The organism is Candidatus Pedobacter colombiensis (assembly GCA_029202485.1).
Taxonomy (GTDB): domain Bacteria; phylum Bacteroidota; class Bacteroidia; order Sphingobacteriales; family Sphingobacteriaceae; genus Pedobacter; species Pedobacter colombiensis.
The window spans coordinates 4728410-4745203 of sequence record CP119313.1; the positions used below are offsets into that span (position 1 = coordinate 4728410).

The following is a 16794-nucleotide window of genomic DNA, read 5'->3' on the forward strand; positions in this document are numbered from 1 at the left end:
GTTTTTTATTTATTGAAAATTTGCAGTTAAACTGAAAGAAACCGTACGGGCATAAGGATAGCTAATTCCCCTTTCCCTTTTTACTGTGGATATTCTGAAGATCTCACCTGTAAATGCATTCAAACGTAAATTTGTAAGCCTGGCTTGCTTCATCCATGAGCGATCCCTAAAATTATAGCCCAGGTTTGCGGCTTCTAGTGTCAAAGAATTTTCTCTCTGAACAAATCTGGAAGACATTTCTGTGTTATAAATGAGACCTTGATATGCAGTCCGATCAATGATCGAAATATTTCTAAATTCACTTACATCTCCCGGCGTTTTCCATCTGTCATACAATGCCCGTTTATCTTGGTTATTGGTCAGCAATTGAGACATGGAGATGTTTTCCACTTTATTAAATAATGCAGAGTTAAAAATGTCCTGGCCCAGAATATACCTGAAATTAAGTCCGAAATTGAAGTTTTTAAAGCTCAAAGTACTACTAAAAACACCTTCAAGCTTCGGTCTGGTATTTCCTACAACAACCTGATCCTTGTAATCATATTCATAGCTATAAGAACCATCTTTCTTCAAGAATATCTCATTTCCGTTTGCGGGATCAATCCCCAATGAAGGCACGGTCCAGATGTCGGCAGGATCTCCTCCATCACGGTATCGGGTTAAAGACTTGCTCTTTCTTAATCCCTCATTTAATCCTTCTAAAATATTGTTGAAATTATCATATCTCTGCGTATAATGAGAAGCTGTTAGCCCCAGAGTCCATACAGTACCCTTAGTTGGGTTATATATTGGAGAAACCCTTATAATAGCCTCCAGTCCTTTAACATCAAGTGTTCCTGCATTGATTGGATATGCTGTCAATGCTGTTGAGGGTGGCAACGATACCGCAACAACTAGCGGGTCTGTATATTTTCGATAACCATTCAATTGAACATTTAAGCGGTTTTTCCAGAATGCAGCATCAATACCTAAACTAGTATTGTAAGTATTTTGCCATTTCAGATTTTCATTACCCAATGAACTGAGGTATAATCCCTGTCCAAAGTAATTGTAATTGGTGTCGAAATTGTAGGTACTTACGGATGTATAACTAGAGAAGTTCTGATTTCCAGTAATACCAAAATTAGCTCTTACGCGTAATAAATCAATCCACTCTTCTTTCTTTAGAAAGCCTTCATTGTGCAAATTCCAGCTTGATCCAATGGAAAAGAAGGGCGAATACTTATTGGCATTACCAAAAGAGGTAGTTCCGTCATAAGTAAATGATGCATCAAAGTTAAGCCTATTGTCGTAAGAATAATTTGCAGAGCTGATAATAGAATTTCTTCTGGAAGTGGTTTGTGATACTGCTGGTCTGCCATTTTCAGCAAAACCATAGGCAAAGCGCGCATTCCCATTACTGGAATTGGGAAAGCCAACCGCAATGTAACCATTTCGGTTATATTCGACATTAGACACTTCAGTACGCAACATACCAGTTATCGAATGCTTATTGATCACTTTGGAATAATTCAATGCAATGTTACCCGTCAATCCAAGGTTGTTTGTAGTTGAATTGGTCAAAGAGCCTTTTTCCAGTGCACTGGCAGAAACATACTTATTATCCAGGGGCGAAATAAATTTATTAGCCTCTGTAGTTCCTTTTACAATCTGAAAAGATGCAGTAATCAACAAAGATTTATTGATGTTATATCTTGCCTGCGTATTATTTGTCAAACTAAAGTTTTTCTCTCTGTCGAAACTACCTAGTGTTGTAGCGTAATATGGGTTTTCAACACGTTCAAAAAGGCTTGGCTGGAAAGGATTTTGCAACTCCAACAGATAACGCCCACTCGCAGTAGTTTTATCAAAATATGGATTCATATTTGCCCATTTGGAGAAATCGCCATAATTCGATTCCTTAGAGTTGTATCCGTTAACATAAAGCATATTGCTAATGTTAATTTTGCTATTCCGGTAGGTAAGATTTAGCCTTGTACCCCAGGTTTTTCTTCCTGAACCAATCATGCTTCCCTCCACATTTCTAATATCTCCACCTACACTATAAGTAATATCTTTTTCGCCGCCACTAACAGAGATGGAGTGCCTTTGCGCATATCCTGTTTGTATAGGTTCGTTTAGCCAGTAGGAGTCTATGCCTTTTTCGACGTCCTTAAGCCGACTTGCATATAAATCATCTAGAGCCATTTGCTGAATTGGGGTACCAAAACGTGGATGTATGATGTATCGACCAGACAAACGTTCAAACTCAAGTTTTTCCCTCGCATTCATTAAGTTATAACTGGACAAATCAGCAAAATCTATATTTCCATCAGTCGTGTAGGTAAGATTAAGCTCTCCGGCTTTTGGCCTGATCGTTTCGATTACAATTACGCCATTGGATGCTCTGGATCCATATACAGCTGTTGAAGCCGCATCCTTTAAGATACTGATAGAGGCCACCCGGTTCATGTCAAGATCCACAATAGACTTTAATGAGGTTTCAAATCCATCTAAAATAAATAGAGGTTGGTTAGGATCGTTTGAAAACTCGTCTCTTAATCCCTGGGTCGTAATACTTGTTTGACCGCGAAGTTCTATGGTTGGCAAGACATTGGGATTTGATCCTGTTATATTATTTTCCATCAATAAAAATGAAGGATCAAGGGTTCTCAAGCTTTGGATCACATTGACGTTTCCTATGGCTTTAAGATCTTCACCGCTAAAGGAAGCTGTTGCGCCAGAAAAAGATTCTTTCTTAACGGTCATCATTCCCGTAATGACCACATCTTTCATATTGTTTTCAGACACCTCCATCTTGATTGTAAGTGGCCCCTGGTTGGCTTTAAGTTTTATTTCCTGGGTTTTATATCCTACATAAGAAACCAGCAGAATGTCATTCTCAGTATTGACATTGATTTTAAAGCTACCATCCACAGTACTTGCCGTGACCAACCCAGGAGTACCCTTTACCCTGATTGATGCTCCTGGAATCGGTTTCCCGTTTTCATCCAACACGCGTCCTCGTATAGGTAAATCCTTGATTACAACAACTTCAACCAGCCTGTTTTTAACAATTATGGTTTTATCTTTAATGCTATAGGTGAGAGGCTGATCTTTAAAACAAAGGTCTAGCACTTGCTCAACGGATGCATTATTAACGTTCAAGGTAACAGGCCTGGCCTTAGCCAGCATTCCTGCATTATAGAAAAGCTCATAGCCCGCCTGCTTTCTTATTTTCTGAATTACCTGTTCGAGAGGAGCGCCATTTTCTTTCAGTGTTATCTGGGCATAGCCGGTTGCGCTAGCGTTCAGTATCACTGAAATCAATATTATAAAAGTCAGTTTCAATTTTAATAATATATTGGCATAAATACGGCCTAATAAGCTGTACTTAAATGTCATGTAAAAATTCATACATTTGTTTTGTTTGGGTTTAAGGTCCAATGTTTAGTAAAGTCGATTTATTTAACAGCCTGTCCCGAACAATACTCTGAAAGAGTTTAATCCAGGGGCGTTGCAACCGCTCCTGGATTTTTTGTTTCTGGAATTACTGTTTGTGAAATAGTAGAAGTTATGGCATCACAGTAATCCTCCTTCCCTCAATCTTAAAGTGAACAGTTCCTGTTTCTTCAATGTTATAAAGCACTTGTTTTATGCTTTTATTCCTGGACACCGTAATGCCGAAAGTCATTTTTCCTAGTTCAGGAGGACATATCACATCCACATCGTACCACCTGGAAATCTTCCGCATAATGCTGCCAAGGTCTTCATTATTAAAAACAAATGAATTTTCTTTCCAGGCTATTACATCATCAGTATTTACTGCTTCAACATGGATAGATTTTTGGTTCGCAACAGCTTGTTGTCCAGGTTTAAGAATTACTGTTTCTGTGCCAATGGCAACGCTTACCCTTCCCTCAACCAATGTTGTTTTAATCTGCTCCTCATCATTATAGGAATTGATGTTAAAATGAGTCCCTAGAACTTCTACAACCTGACGACCTGAAACAACCCTAAAAGGCTTATATTTATTTTTAGCCACTTCAAAATACCCTTCACCATTCAACTCAACTTTACGTTCATCTCCTTCAAAAGAAGTAGGGAATTTTATTGAAGATGCTGCATTGAGCCATACCTTTGTACCATCAGGCAAATTGATTTGATATTGCCCTCCACGTGGCGTTTCAACAGTATTGTAAACTGGTGCATTTCCTGTTTCATTTTCTTTACTAACCGAATAAATGATCTGGCCATCTTTATTCTTTGTGATCAAGATACCTGGTTGGCTTGCCAAGGTACCATTAACCGCATCATCAAGCGCTATAGTTGAACCATCGGCCAATGTTAAGATCGCCTTATTCCCACCTGGAACAATATTGGCTGCCCGATCGCTATTAACGGGCTGAGTGTACTTCTTTTGATAAAAAAATAAAGCAGTAAGCGTACAAATGAATACTGCAGCCACAGCCGCTATTTTACGCCAAAGCTTAACTGTTCCCATAGGAAGTTCATGAACAGGTAAAGTCTTCCAAACCCGAGCCTTTACTTCCGCCAATACTTCAGAATTTAGATCGGCTGGCGTCATATCTTTATCTTCCAAATACCAACTTTCCAACACAGCAAGTTCCTCTTCAGTACAATTACCCGTTTTGAATTTTAATAATAATTCCTTTGCTTTAATATCTCGCATCAATGTATTCCCTCTTTATATAATGAACCCAAAAGCATAAATTAGATTCATAGCTTTAAAGAATTGCCCCTTTAAATGATAGACGGCAAAGGGTACAGGCATGGGGTATAAAGAAATAATAAAAATTTAAAATAAATTTTACACACATAAGAAAAGAGTCATTCCGAGCTTTGAACGTAGAATTTTCAAGGCATTATTGACTTGTTTCCGAACGGTTTGTTCAGATATGTTGAGTTGTGCGGCGATTTCCTTATGACTCATTACCTGTTTGCGACTCAATTCAAAGACTTCCCGCATTTTTGGGGGTAATTCTGCAATACCTTTTTCTATCAGGGCACTTAGCTGTCGTTCGCGCACCCGATGATCGGTAATACAGTAGCCCTGATCTATAAAATTCTGCAATGAGTTCACATATTTTGTTTCCACCTGCAGATGTGAGATCACATCCATAATCCGATTACGAACCGAGGTATACAAATAGGCTGCAAGACTGGATCTGATTGTTAGTTCCGCTCTTTTATTCCACAATCCCGCAAAAAGCTCGTGAATAACATCCTGTGCTTCTTCTTTGTCATTCAACCTACGAAAAGCATGAAGAAATAATTCATCAAAATAACGGTTATAAATTACAGTATAGGCATTTACATCCCCCTCTTTAAGGAGATCCGTTAATTCCAGATCTGAAAGCGAGCCATAAATCAACATAATGCCTACGAAGTTAAACTCAAATTTTACCGCCTTACCTGATAAAATTTCATAAAACCAAAAGTAGGATTAAATAGATAAATATCAAATCACCGAAAAATATTCAATATAAGTTCCCATTTTTGCTAAAATTCTGAATGATATTCAGATCGTAATTAAATAAATACCATAAATATTGAAACAAGCTGACCAAAAGCCTGAAGATCAAAAACTCAAAAGAGGTTTACAAAACAGACATATTCAGTTAATTGCCCTTGGGGGAGCCATAGGCACAGGATTATTTCTCGGCATTGGTCCGGCAGCCGTATTGGCTGGTCCCTCCGTAATCTTAGGCTATGCACTAGCCGGTATTATTGCCTTTTTTATCATGCGTCAGTTAGGCGAAATGGTGGTTGAAGAGCCCGTTTCGGGTAGTTTTAGCCACTTTGCCAATAAGTACTGGGGATCTTTTGCCGGCTTTGCTTCTGGCTGGAACTATTGGGTATTATATATCCTGGTGAGTATGTCGGAGTTGACTGCCATTGGCATTTACGTACATTTCTGGTGGCCTGAAATCCCGCTTTGGTCATCGAGTCTTTTCTTTTTTATAGCTATTAATGCCCTAAACCTCACTTCTGTTAAGGTGTATGGCGAGGTGGAATTTTGGTTTTCAATCATAAAGGTCGTAGCCATTATTGCCATGATCGTTTTTGGTGTTTATTTGCTTTTTAGTGGTAACGGAGGCCAGCAGGCCAGCATTCAAAACTTATGGAATAATGGTGGTTTTTTCCCAAAGGGCTTGTTTAGTGCAGATGGAAAAGGGGGCTTTCAGGGATTGTTTGCTGCAATTGCATTAATCATGTTTTCATTTGGTGGGTTGGAATTAATTGGGATAACAGCGGCAGAGGCAGAGCAGCCTGAAAAGACGATTCCTAAGGCTACGAATCAGGTGATTTACCGGATTCTCATTTTTTATGTAGGTGCACTTGTGATCCTATTTTCATTATCTCCATGGAAAAACATTACCACGGATAGTAGTCCTTTTGTAATGGTTTTTGAAAGTTTAAAAGGCTTTCAATTTACGCTTATGGGTAAAACAATTTACTTTACAAGTGTGATTGCTAATGCGCTTAATGTTATTGTATTGACAGCTGCATTGTCTGTTTATAATAGTTGTGTTTACAGTAATAGCAGGATGTTGTTTGGATTGGCTGAACAAGGAAATGCACCTTCTTTTTTATCGAAGCTGAATAAAAATTCAGTCCCCATAAATGCAATTCTAATATCAAGCTTATTTGCCGCGGTATGTATTATCATCAACAAGCTAATGCCGGAGAAGGCATTGGAGATTTTAATGTCGCTGGTCGTTTCCTCGCTAATTATCAATTGGCTAATGATCAGTATTACCCATTTGAAATTCAGAAGGAATAAAGAGGCAGATCAGATAAAGACCAAATTTCCTTCTTTTATCTATCCGCTATCGAACTATATATGCCTGGTATTTCTCGTAGGTATTTTAGGGATTATGTGGATAACGGGATTGAAAATATCGGTTGAGTTGATTCCGGCATGGATTTTACTGCTATATATTTGTTACCTGTTGGTCAGTAAAAAGCAAAGGATAAGGTAAAATACAATAGAAAAGTTAACTTCATTATCTTTGTCAAATGGCCGGAATTTATATCCATATCCCTTTCTGTAAAAAGGCTTGTACCTATTGCGACTTTCATTTCAGTACTTCCTTAAAATATGTTGATGAAATGACAGATGCCATTTGTGCGGAGATTATTAAAAAAAAGGATAGGATAACCGACCAGGTAGGCAGTATTTACTTTGGTGGCGGAACCCCCTCAGTACTGCCGACAAAAGGATTTGAGAAAATATTCAATACGCTAACCCAACATTTCTCTATCTCCTCGGACGCCGAAATTACCATTGAAGCAAATCCGGATGATCTGGTAGCGAAGAAAATAGCTGAACTCCGGCAACTTCCGGTAAACAGATTCAGTATAGGCATACAATCTTTTTTTGAGGAAGACTTGATCTGGATGAACAGAGCTCATACCGCAGCAGGAGCCGAAGATTGTATTAAGCGCAGTCAGGATGCCGGATTTGAAAACCTGAGCATAGACCTGATTTATGGTTATCCATTATTAACAGATAGTAAATGGCTTAGCAATATCAATAAAGCTATTGAATTTCAAACACCTCATATCTCTGCTTATTCCCTAACTGTTGAACCGAGAACTGCACTTGCCAGTGCAATCAAGAGAGGACAACAACCGCCAGTTAATGACGAGCAAAGTGCTGCCCAGTTTATCACTTTAATTAAAAAACTAAAAGAAGCCGGCTTTGAACAATACGAGATTTCTAATTTTAGTAAGCCCGGGAAGTATGCCATTCACAATACCAATTACTGGCGTGGCATTCCGTATTTAGGTATAGGTCCATCAGCACATGGTTTTGATGGCCAAACCCGTTACCTAAACATTGCCAACAATGCACATTACCTGCAACATTTGCAAAAAGGAGAACTGGCAGAAACTATTGAAGAACTTGACCAGTACGACAGGTTTAATGAATACATCATGACTTCTTTACGTACCATGTGGGGAACTGATTTAAATAAAATTGCTGCTGATTTTGGCCAGTTATTTTTGACAGATACGCTAAAAGCGATAAAGCCTTTTATAGAACGGGCATGGCTAATCCAGGAGAATAACCATTTAATTTTGACACAGGAAGGTAAATTATTTGCGGATTACATCGCATCTGAATTATTCCTTATACAAAATGACCATCTTTAAAATAAAATATTAAGCCATGAAGAATAAGGTTGTTTGGATTACCGGCGCATCATCCGGTATTGGTGAAGCATTGGTATATGCTTACGACAAAGCTGGCGCTAAACTTATCCTGTCATCTCGCAATCGAGATGAGCTATACAGAGTTAAAAGAGCCTGTAAAAGCCCTGTTAACATTCATGTCCTGCCTTTAGATCTTGAAAATACAGTTTCACTTGCAGACAAGGCTGAAGAGGCCCTCCGCATTTATGGTCATGTGGACCTACTTATCAATAGCGGTGGGATTAGTCAACGCAGCCTTGCCCTGGAAACAACATTGCAAACGGAACAGCGACTGATGAGTGTAAACTTCTGGGGAACAGTTATGCTTAGCAAAGCAGTATTACCAAATATGATTGCCAAAGGTGGCGGAAAAATTGTTTGCATCAGTAGCCTTGTGGGTAAATTTGGCACACGCCTTCGTTCTTCGTACGCGGCTTCAAAACATGCTTTACATGGCTATTTTGATTCTTTACGAGCTGAAGTATTTGATAAAAACATTCAAATCACGCTCATTTGCCCTGGTTTTGTTAAAACCAATGTAACCTTGAATGCATTAACCGCTAATGGGGCTCCTTATGGCATAAATGATCACGGCCCCGAAACAGGGATTAGTCCTGAAGAATGCGCCAAACAAATTGTAAGTGCCATTAATGCCAATAAAGAAGAAGTATACATTGGTGGCAAAGAGGTTAAGGCTGTTTTATTTAAACGTCTCTTCCCTTTACGTTTTTCCAAATATTTGAGAACAGCTAAAGTAACTTAACGCAAACGTTTGTGTAATTTTCAATATCAATTGGCAACGCACCTAAAACCGGTGTTTTCCAGTGCTGTATCTACTGAAGACTTCATTTTAGAGCTTACTCTGTAACCTTTACAATAAGAGGAATGACACATAAAGGATCCGCCTCTGATAATCTTTTTAGGAATAGTAGGCTCTTCCGGGTCAAAGCTTTCTGCAGGTCCTTTGGGGTTACTTTGTTTACCCTTCTGTGTTTTATAATAATCCGGGGTATACCAATCCGCAGTCCATTCCCATACATTGCCCGACATATCATACAATCCGTATCCATTTGCGGCGAATGATTTTACCGGAGCTACACTTGCAAACCCATCGGTCTTTAAATCGGTATAAGGGAATTCACCTTGCCAGGTATTTGCTTTGATCTTACCCTGAGTTAAATCTTCATCACCCCAAGGGTATTTTTTACCTTTAAGTCCGCCACGTGCTGCATACTCCCATTCAGCCTCGGTAGGCAAGCGTTTCCCAGCCCATTTTGCATAAGCCGCAGCATCAATCCAGGACACCTGAGTAACCGGATAATTATCTTTACCTATAATGTTGCTTTTAGGTCCTTGTGGATGTTTCCAATTAGCACCTTCAGTCCAACTCCACCATTGCGATACGTCATTAATATTTATACGTTTAGCAGGTTTTTTAAAAGTTAATGCAGCTGGCTGCAATAGTTCATCGGCTGGTTTAGGCGTTCCCGGCGGCAATTGCTTTTTCAGTTCTTCCCAGTCCGGTTTACGCTCGGCCTGAGTTACATAGCCTGTAGCTTTTACAAAACGTGAAAACTGGGCATTAGTTACCTCTGTTTCATCAATCCAAAAACCATCAACTGCCACTTCATGTACCGGATATTCATCAGGACGACCTTCATTATCCGCAGCTCCCATTGCAAAATCTCCGGTCGGAATAAATTTCATTCCCTCATGCGAAACCTTTCCCTTTTCCTGCTCTGAACCCAGGGAATCTATCCCCTTAATGGCACCAAACCGTTTAGGTAGCTTCGCATCACAGCAACTTAAGTCTTTTTTTACAGCTGTAGCAGTCTGCTCATTTGTATTGTTCTTTTGCTTACAGGAAATGATAATAAGGACTGCAAACAGGGATAAAATAGCTCTTTTCACAGGGCTAAATTAATGATAAAAAGGATAGTACAAAAACCAGCTACCTCATTACACCGATTTTGTTACCTTCCCAATCAGGAAACAGTACCTTATCGTTATTGATGTTCAGATGCTTATCCGCGACCTCACTAAACACACTTCTAAAATCGGTGGTTACAGCGAGATCCCTGCCATCTTCAAGGTTTTCTACGGCCAGTGGATTAACAAGACCGTGCACTAGTCCGCCATTAACACCATTGCCCAAAATAAAATTGCAAGATGCCCTTCCATGGTCGGTTCCACCAGTACCATTTTGTTTTACTGTGCGCCCAAATTCAGTCATTGTCATCACCGTTAAATCATCCTGATAAGTCCCCATATCCGTCCAAAAAGCCATAATGCTTTCACTCAAATCATTTACATTTCTGGCAAAGATCCCGGTTTCTGCACCCTGATTAAAATGCGTATCCCAACCTCCGGATTCAGCAAAAGCAACTTCCATTCCTACATCCATTTTAATTAACTGAGCAATTTGTTTTAGCGAATTACCCAATGCAGAATTAGGATATACAGCGTTGTTTGATGGTTTATAGTTTTTTGTATCAACTTTTTGAAGCATTTTCATGGCATCAAAACTTTCTTTTCCGGTTTCTTTCAATAAACCCGACGAAGTGGTATCATACAAATCTTCGAAGCTTTTTGCCGCCATATTTGCTCCTTTAACATTGCCTCTTAATTGTATATTAAAATCCTGCAGGTTGCTAATTGCCACTGCCGGATTTTCACCATAAAATGATCTTGGTAAAGATGAAGTTAAGCTAACGCCCTGAAAAGGGGTAGTTGCGGCATCATGTCCCAACAAGCCGACCGCACGGTTTAACCAGCCACTATCCGTACCCTTTCTGAAAGGCGTACCAGACTCCATATAATCCTGTGCATCAAAATGTGATCGGGTATTATTTGGGGAACCTATACCATGGACAATTGCCATTCTCTTTTCCCTAAAGATGCGTTCAAAAGCCGCCATTGAAGGATGTAAACCAAAACGACCATCCAGATCTATCAATGGAGTTGTTTTACCTCCTTTAGCAGCGCTCATAAACAAGGTCGGGCGGGCGGCCTTTAAGTAATTATCAGTAAAGGGTGTTACAGCCATTAAGCCATCCATTGCCCCACGCTGAAAAATACAAACCATTATCTTTTTCCTTTTAAACAACCCGGGAGCTTTTGTTCCTGCTACAGCTTCAGCTAAAAAACCGGGAATCCCCCCTAACCCTATGCCAAATAGGGCTAATCCACCTGCTTTTATAAATCCTCTTCTTGAAGTCATGATTATATTTTTAAGGTTTATTTACGTTGAAATTCTGGAGAACCAATAATTACACCTACTACCTGTGCCAGCATAGTATTGTTACCGGCCGCATAAGTAATTTTATTTGCTTTTTTACCGAAACCTCTGTTGGCCACTTTAGCTTCTTGCTTATCGCTTTTATTCATGCTTTGCATATCAGTACCAGCCATCGTATCCATAGTTTGAGGTGGTGTTGTTTTTGCAGCTGCAGTTTCGACCTTGTTTACCAAATCCGGATTATTTAACATAGGTTTTAGTCGCTTAACGGTTTCCTCAACATCACGTTCAGGCATGATCAGCTTACAGTAAATCAGCAATGCGGCATCAGCACTTTCCGGTTCATGATTGTTGTTTAGTGAAGCAAGGTTTATCTTAACTCCGGGAATCCGTTGGGTGGCCAGAGCCAGTCCAAAGTTCATTCTATTTAATAAAGATCCTGTATTGATCCAGTATTGTCCTTTATCTGGGAAACCGGTAGGCGCCTGATAATAATACATTCTTTGACCCATTTTATTGATCCAGGTATACAACTGGAACGGCTGTGTGATCTCAGCATTTAAACTACGTACTGCGCTAATGGTAAGCTCGAAAGGAGATTTAGTTTTCTCCCTTAAGGATTCCTTACTCCAAAATTCTGGTGCAGAAACCATGGTAATCATGACCTGTTTAATATCTCCATCTGTTTTAAGGAAGGTTTTAGCCATCTTATCGACCAATGACTGTGCGGGATTGTCATTTACAAACCTGGTGGCCAATTTTTTAGAAATAAATTTTGCAGTAGAAGGATGATGCGCTAACATAGTAAGCAGCTCTACCCCTTCATCATATCCATGGTTTGCAGGGAAACGTTTACCCAATACTATTTTTTCTCCATTGTCGTGACGTGTTGGCGTAAACAAGAAGTCGCCATCATGTACAAAGCCTCGCCTTTCCAACGTATTTTCATCCACTTTATCGAATAGATTTTTTGCCACAGAACCATAGCCATTATCGCCCATAGGCGCAATAGTCCATCCGGTTAATACTCTCGCAGCTTGAGTTACATCGTTTTGAGTATACCCTCCATCTACGCCTAAAGTATGCAACTCCATCACCTCGCGGGCATAATTTTCATTTAGTCCACCCTGTTTCTTTTTCTCTTGTTGTTTTTTCAGGAATGCAGCGTTTGCAAAAGGTCGGACACCCTGGCGTTGATTCACTTGTCTAATACCTTCCATTGCCATGTTCCCATTATTGTTTGCGGTCGGAGTTCCACTACTCGAAAAATTATCCAGATACATCAACATGGCTGGGGATTTTGCTGTAGCTAGTAACAAGGTTTGAAACTTGCCAGTAACGTTAGGCCTGATCACATCCCGCTCATAAGCCGGAATAAATGACGCACTTTGATTTTTTGTTAAAGAAACATTGAAATGATTAAACCAGAAATCGGTAAGCAATTCATGCAATTGGTTATTGGTATAGGCTGCTCTAAGTATTTTTTGATTAAAAAACTGGCGGAAAAGCTCCTGTTGAGGCTTGTAGCCTTTCGACTCCATAAAGGTTTTTACCTTTTCTTTGTATTCTTTTCCATCGGCCTTGTTTACAGAATCTTTATTGATTATACCCTCTTTAACAGCCATCCTTATAGCTAATCCCGGACGGGGGTATTTATTTTCGACTTCTGTATTACTCAAATTAATATCATCATATTGACTCAAAGATCTATTTAGCTGCTCATCGTCGATCTTTCCATCCAACTGTTGCAAAAACCATTTTTCCAGCCCCATCTTAACCACCTCATCAATATCTTCTGCTTTTGCTCCATAAGTAAACCTACTCAAAAGATGTGCGGCTGCCTGTCGTTCATCCAGTCCTGCTTGTTTATAGGGGAATGCGAATTTTACCGTAGCCAACTTTTCCTTTTGGAAGGCCGAGCATAATACAGTGATAAAAAACACAATTACAAATGAATAGATAACTTTTGCCGGTGTTTTCATGCGATGTTATAATTTGATTATAATACTATGACAATAGAAATCAAATAAGGTTTAAAGATATTGAAAAAGCCATCAAAAAAGGTAAAGGCAAAACAGAGCTAACTACTGTTAGAGGCAGACAACTTTGGGGTCGGTCCTCAGGGGTACCGAATCTATTTTCAAAAGAGAAACTGACTAAATGATTTCATTTGTCAGGTTTTTTTAATTTTTGAACTAACAATTTCTTTCCAATTGTTGTTTATATAATTTTGCTTCATCTTAACATTTTATTTATATGAAGTTTGACTTGACTCCTATTGATATCGTTAATGACATCAACAAAACAGATTTTGAAAAATACTATCTGAATCCCCGTAAACCTCTCATCATCAAAAACAGGTCTAAATCATGGCCCGCTTATGATAAATGGAATCTGGATTATATGAAAACAGTGGTCGGTGATCAAACTGTACCACTTTATGACAGCTCCAAAGCTGATCCCTCTAAACCAATTAATGCTTCTGCTGCAGAAATGAAGTTTGGAGATTATATTGAGCTGATTAAACATACACCGACAGACCTCCGTATATTCCTTTTCGACCCAATTAAGCAAGCACCAAAATTATTGGAAGATTACAGGGCACCAAAAGATTTAATGGGTGGCTTTTTAGACAGCTATCCAAATATGTTTTTTGGCGGCAAGGGCTCTGTTACTTTTTTGCATTACGATATAGATATGGCTCATATTTTCCATACTCATTTTAATGGTCGTAAACATGTTATACTGTTCGAAAACAAATGGAAAGACCGCTTATATCAGATACCTTATGCTACCTATGCATTGGAAGATTATGATGTAGAGAAACCCGACTTCAATAAATATCCTGCTTTAAAAGGTGTTAAAGGGGTAGAAGCATTTCTTGAACATGGCGACACATTGTTTATGCCTACCGGATATTGGCATTGGATGAAATACCTGGACGGTTCATTTTCTATTAGTCTACGGGCATGGGACAAATCCTGGGTCGTAAAGGCTAAAAGCTTATACAACTTAACCCTTCAACGTAAGTTCGATGATTTTATGAAGGCCAATTTCAGAGAAAAATACATGAACTGGAAAGAAGAATTGGCCATTAAAAGAGCCAATCGTGCACTGGAACGAAACAAACCGGATTAATAGGTCAAAAAAAATCTCTAAGTTTGCTCTAAATAAGATCCGTAATTGGCATTAAGCCGCTCACAGGTATCTTATTATTAAATGTATGAGCTTTATTTTAAAGCCGGTAGATACCGTTGAAAGTATCAGCCCTGCTGATTTTAAAAAAAATTACCTGGATGCTGGTCGTCCTTTAATCATCAAAGGCTTAACCAAAACCTGGCCAGCCAGAGAAAAATGGACAACTGACTATCTGAAGCAAATAGCGGGGGATGTGAATGTTAGTCTAATGGACAATTCTAAAGCTGATCCATCTAAACCCATCAACGCTTCTGTTGCAGAAATGCGCTTTGGCGATTACCTGGACCTGATTAAGTCCAAACCAACAGAACTGCGTATCTTTTTCTTTAACCTGTTTAAGCATGTGCCTGGCTTGGTTGATGACATTGTTATTCCTAAAGATCTAATGGGAGGTTTTATTGAAAGCATGCCGGCCATGTTCTTTGGAGGTTCAAACTCTGTTACTTTTTTACATTACGATATTGATCTGCCCCACCTTTTTCACACTCACTTTGGCGGTAGAAAACACATCATATTGTTCGACAACAAATGGAAAAAACGCCTGTACTGTATCCCTAATGCAACCTATGCGTTAGAAGATTATGACGTGGCCAATCCTGATTTTGAGAAATTTCCTGCCTTAAACGGTGTGGAAGGATATGAGGTATTCCTTGAACACGGTGACACTTTATTTATGCCAACGGGCATGTGGCATTGGATGAAATACCTGGATGGATCTTTCTCCCTGACACTTAGAGCCTGGGATGCCTCCTTAACCAGAAAAGCACAAAGCGTTTTTAACCTTGCCATTAAAGGAGGACTAGACAGTATGCTAAAAATGACCTTCAAAGCTCCTTACGCAAAATGGAGAGAACGTTTAGCGGTTAAAAAAGCAGAAAGGGCATTAGCTGTGGGCGATCCAAAATAATTAACCCCGGTATTTTTACAGCGGCATAACATTACTGATACCAGAAACTTTTACCTTCGATAATTCGTTTATCTTGTGAATATGAGAGGGTACCATTTTTCTGACCATAAGCCAGATGACCTCCCCAAGGGGGGATTTGATGAGTTACTAAAGCTATTTACCCAACTGCTCAATTATACGGCAGGCGATGCGGGTGACGCATTAACATGGATGAATGAACTGGACAAGCAATATAAACTTACCGGTAATGAGTATGGTATGGGGGATTTTATGGATGACCTCAAAGCCAAAGGTTACATCACAGAAACCCCGGCAAATGGAAATATCAGCATCACTGGAAAAACGGAACAAACCATCCGTAAGTCGGCCCTTGAAGAAATTTTCGGCCAACTAAAAAAGGCAGGAAGGGGAAATCACAACAGCAATATATCTGGTATTGGTGAAGAAAAGAATGCCGACAGAAGGGAATATACTTTCGGTGATAGTCTGGATCAAATAGATATGACAGCTTCGATCCACAATGCGCAGATCAATCATGGCATCGGCAACTTTACATTAACGGAACGGGATCTGGAAGTAGAAGAAAAGGATTACAAAACCCTTACTTCGACCGTACTGATGATCGACATTTCTCATTCTATGATCTTGTATGGTGAAGATAGAATAACGCCAGCCAAAAAGGTAGCCATGGCGCTTGCGGAATTGATTAGCACGCGTTACCCTAAAGATACCTTAGATATTGTAGTTTTTGGTAATGATGCCTGGCCTATTACGGTTAAGGATCTGACTTATCTACAGGTTGGGCCTTATCACACGAATACTTATGCAGGCCTGGAACTGGCTACCGACTTACTTCGCAGGCGTAAAACACATAATAAACAGATTTTTATGATCACTGATGGTAAGCCTACCTGTTTAAAAGAAAACGGGCGCTACTATAAAAACAGCATGGGACTGGACAGAAAGGTAATCAATAAAACCCTAAATATGGCTGCGCAATGTAAACGTCACGGCATACCCATTACAACCTTTATGATCGCTCAGGATCCATACTTACAACAGTTTGTACGGGAATTTACACAAATAAATGGTGGAAGGGCATTTTATAGCTCTTTAACCGGATTAGGAGAGTATATTTTTGAGGATTATATTAAAAACAGAAGAAAAACAGTAAGGTAACGTAAAGATGAAAGAGCAAAGACTGCAACAACGACATAGAATTAGCCTCCCTGTCTTTAATCCTTGCTCC

General features: G+C 39.4%; 12 protein-coding genes. 6 read left to right on the top strand and 6 right to left on the bottom strand.

Annotation, left to right across the window (positions count from 1 at the left end):
* Positions 1-9: 9 nt before the first annotated feature.
* The 3 genes from P0Y49_19645 to P0Y49_19655 form a co-directional block, all read right to left on the bottom strand.
* A complete protein-coding gene (locus tag P0Y49_19645) occupies positions 10-3396 on the bottom strand; it encodes a SusC/RagA family TonB-linked outer membrane protein (GenBank protein ID WEK18992.1) in 3387 nt (1128 codons plus the stop codon).
* A 157-nt stretch (positions 3397-3553) separates the two neighbouring features.
* On the bottom strand, positions 3554-4672 hold the full coding sequence (locus P0Y49_19650; GenBank protein WEK18993.1) for a DUF4974 domain-containing protein: 1119 nt from the start codon (positions 4670-4672) through the stop codon (positions 3554-3556).
* A gap of 138 nt (positions 4673-4810) precedes the next feature.
* On the bottom strand, positions 4811-5377 hold the full coding sequence (locus P0Y49_19655; protein ID WEK18994.1) for an RNA polymerase sigma-70 factor: 567 nt from the start codon (positions 5375-5377) through the stop codon (positions 4811-4813).
* Positions 5378-5552: 175 nt separating this feature from the next.
* Here P0Y49_19655 and P0Y49_19660 point away from each other — a divergent pair, with 175 nt between their 5' ends.
* The 3 genes from P0Y49_19660 to P0Y49_19670 are packed head-to-tail and all read left to right on the top strand — an operon-like array spanning position 5553 to position 8965.
* The gene (locus P0Y49_19660) at positions 5553-6986 is read left to right on the top strand and encodes an amino acid permease (protein ID WEK18995.1); all 1434 of its coding nucleotides are present in this window, start codon (positions 5553-5555) and stop codon (positions 6984-6986) included.
* A 37-nt stretch (positions 6987-7023) separates the two neighbouring features.
* Positions 7024-8163 carry a radical SAM family heme chaperone HemW gene (hemW, locus tag P0Y49_19665; GenBank protein WEK18996.1) on the top strand — a complete coding sequence of 380 codons (1140 nt, stop codon included), beginning with the start codon at positions 7024-7026 and terminating at the stop codon, positions 8161-8163.
* A 16-nt stretch (positions 8164-8179) separates the two neighbouring features.
* Complete coding sequence (locus P0Y49_19670) at positions 8180-8965, top strand: SDR family oxidoreductase (protein ID WEK18997.1); 786 nt, start codon at positions 8180-8182, stop codon at positions 8963-8965.
* Between the two features lie 26 nt (positions 8966-8991).
* Here the strand turns inward: P0Y49_19670 and P0Y49_19675 are convergent, their stop codons facing one another.
* From P0Y49_19675 to P0Y49_19685, 3 genes are read right to left on the bottom strand one after another with little or no spacing between them, the layout of a single operon-like run.
* On the bottom strand, positions 8992-10113 hold the full coding sequence (locus tag P0Y49_19675) for a formylglycine-generating enzyme family protein (protein ID WEK18998.1): 1122 nt from the start codon (positions 10111-10113) through the stop codon (positions 8992-8994).
* A gap of 40 nt (positions 10114-10153) precedes the next feature.
* On the bottom strand, positions 10154-11422 hold the full coding sequence (locus P0Y49_19680; GenBank protein ID WEK18999.1) for a DUF1501 domain-containing protein: 1269 nt from the start codon (positions 11420-11422) through the stop codon (positions 10154-10156).
* A gap of 17 nt (positions 11423-11439) precedes the next feature.
* Positions 11440-13422, bottom strand: coding sequence for a DUF1800 domain-containing protein (locus P0Y49_19685; protein ID WEK19000.1), 1983 nt, complete (start codon positions 13420-13422; stop codon positions 11440-11442).
* 274 nt (positions 13423-13696) lie between these two features.
* On the opposite strand from P0Y49_19685, the gene P0Y49_19690 reads away from it, so the two are divergent.
* From P0Y49_19690 to P0Y49_19700, 3 genes are all read left to right on the top strand, one after another.
* Positions 13697-14578 carry a cupin-like domain-containing protein gene (locus P0Y49_19690; protein WEK19001.1) on the top strand — a complete coding sequence of 294 codons (882 nt, stop codon included), beginning with the start codon at positions 13697-13699 and terminating at the stop codon, positions 14576-14578.
* 85 nt (positions 14579-14663) lie between these two features.
* Complete coding sequence (locus P0Y49_19695; protein WEK19002.1) at positions 14664-15545, top strand: cupin-like domain-containing protein; 882 nt, start codon at positions 14664-14666, stop codon at positions 15543-15545.
* An 81-nt stretch (positions 15546-15626) separates the two neighbouring features.
* Complete coding sequence (locus P0Y49_19700) at positions 15627-16724, top strand: VWA domain-containing protein (GenBank protein ID WEK19003.1); 1098 nt, start codon at positions 15627-15629, stop codon at positions 16722-16724.
* The last annotated feature ends 70 nt before the right edge of the window (positions 16725-16794 follow it).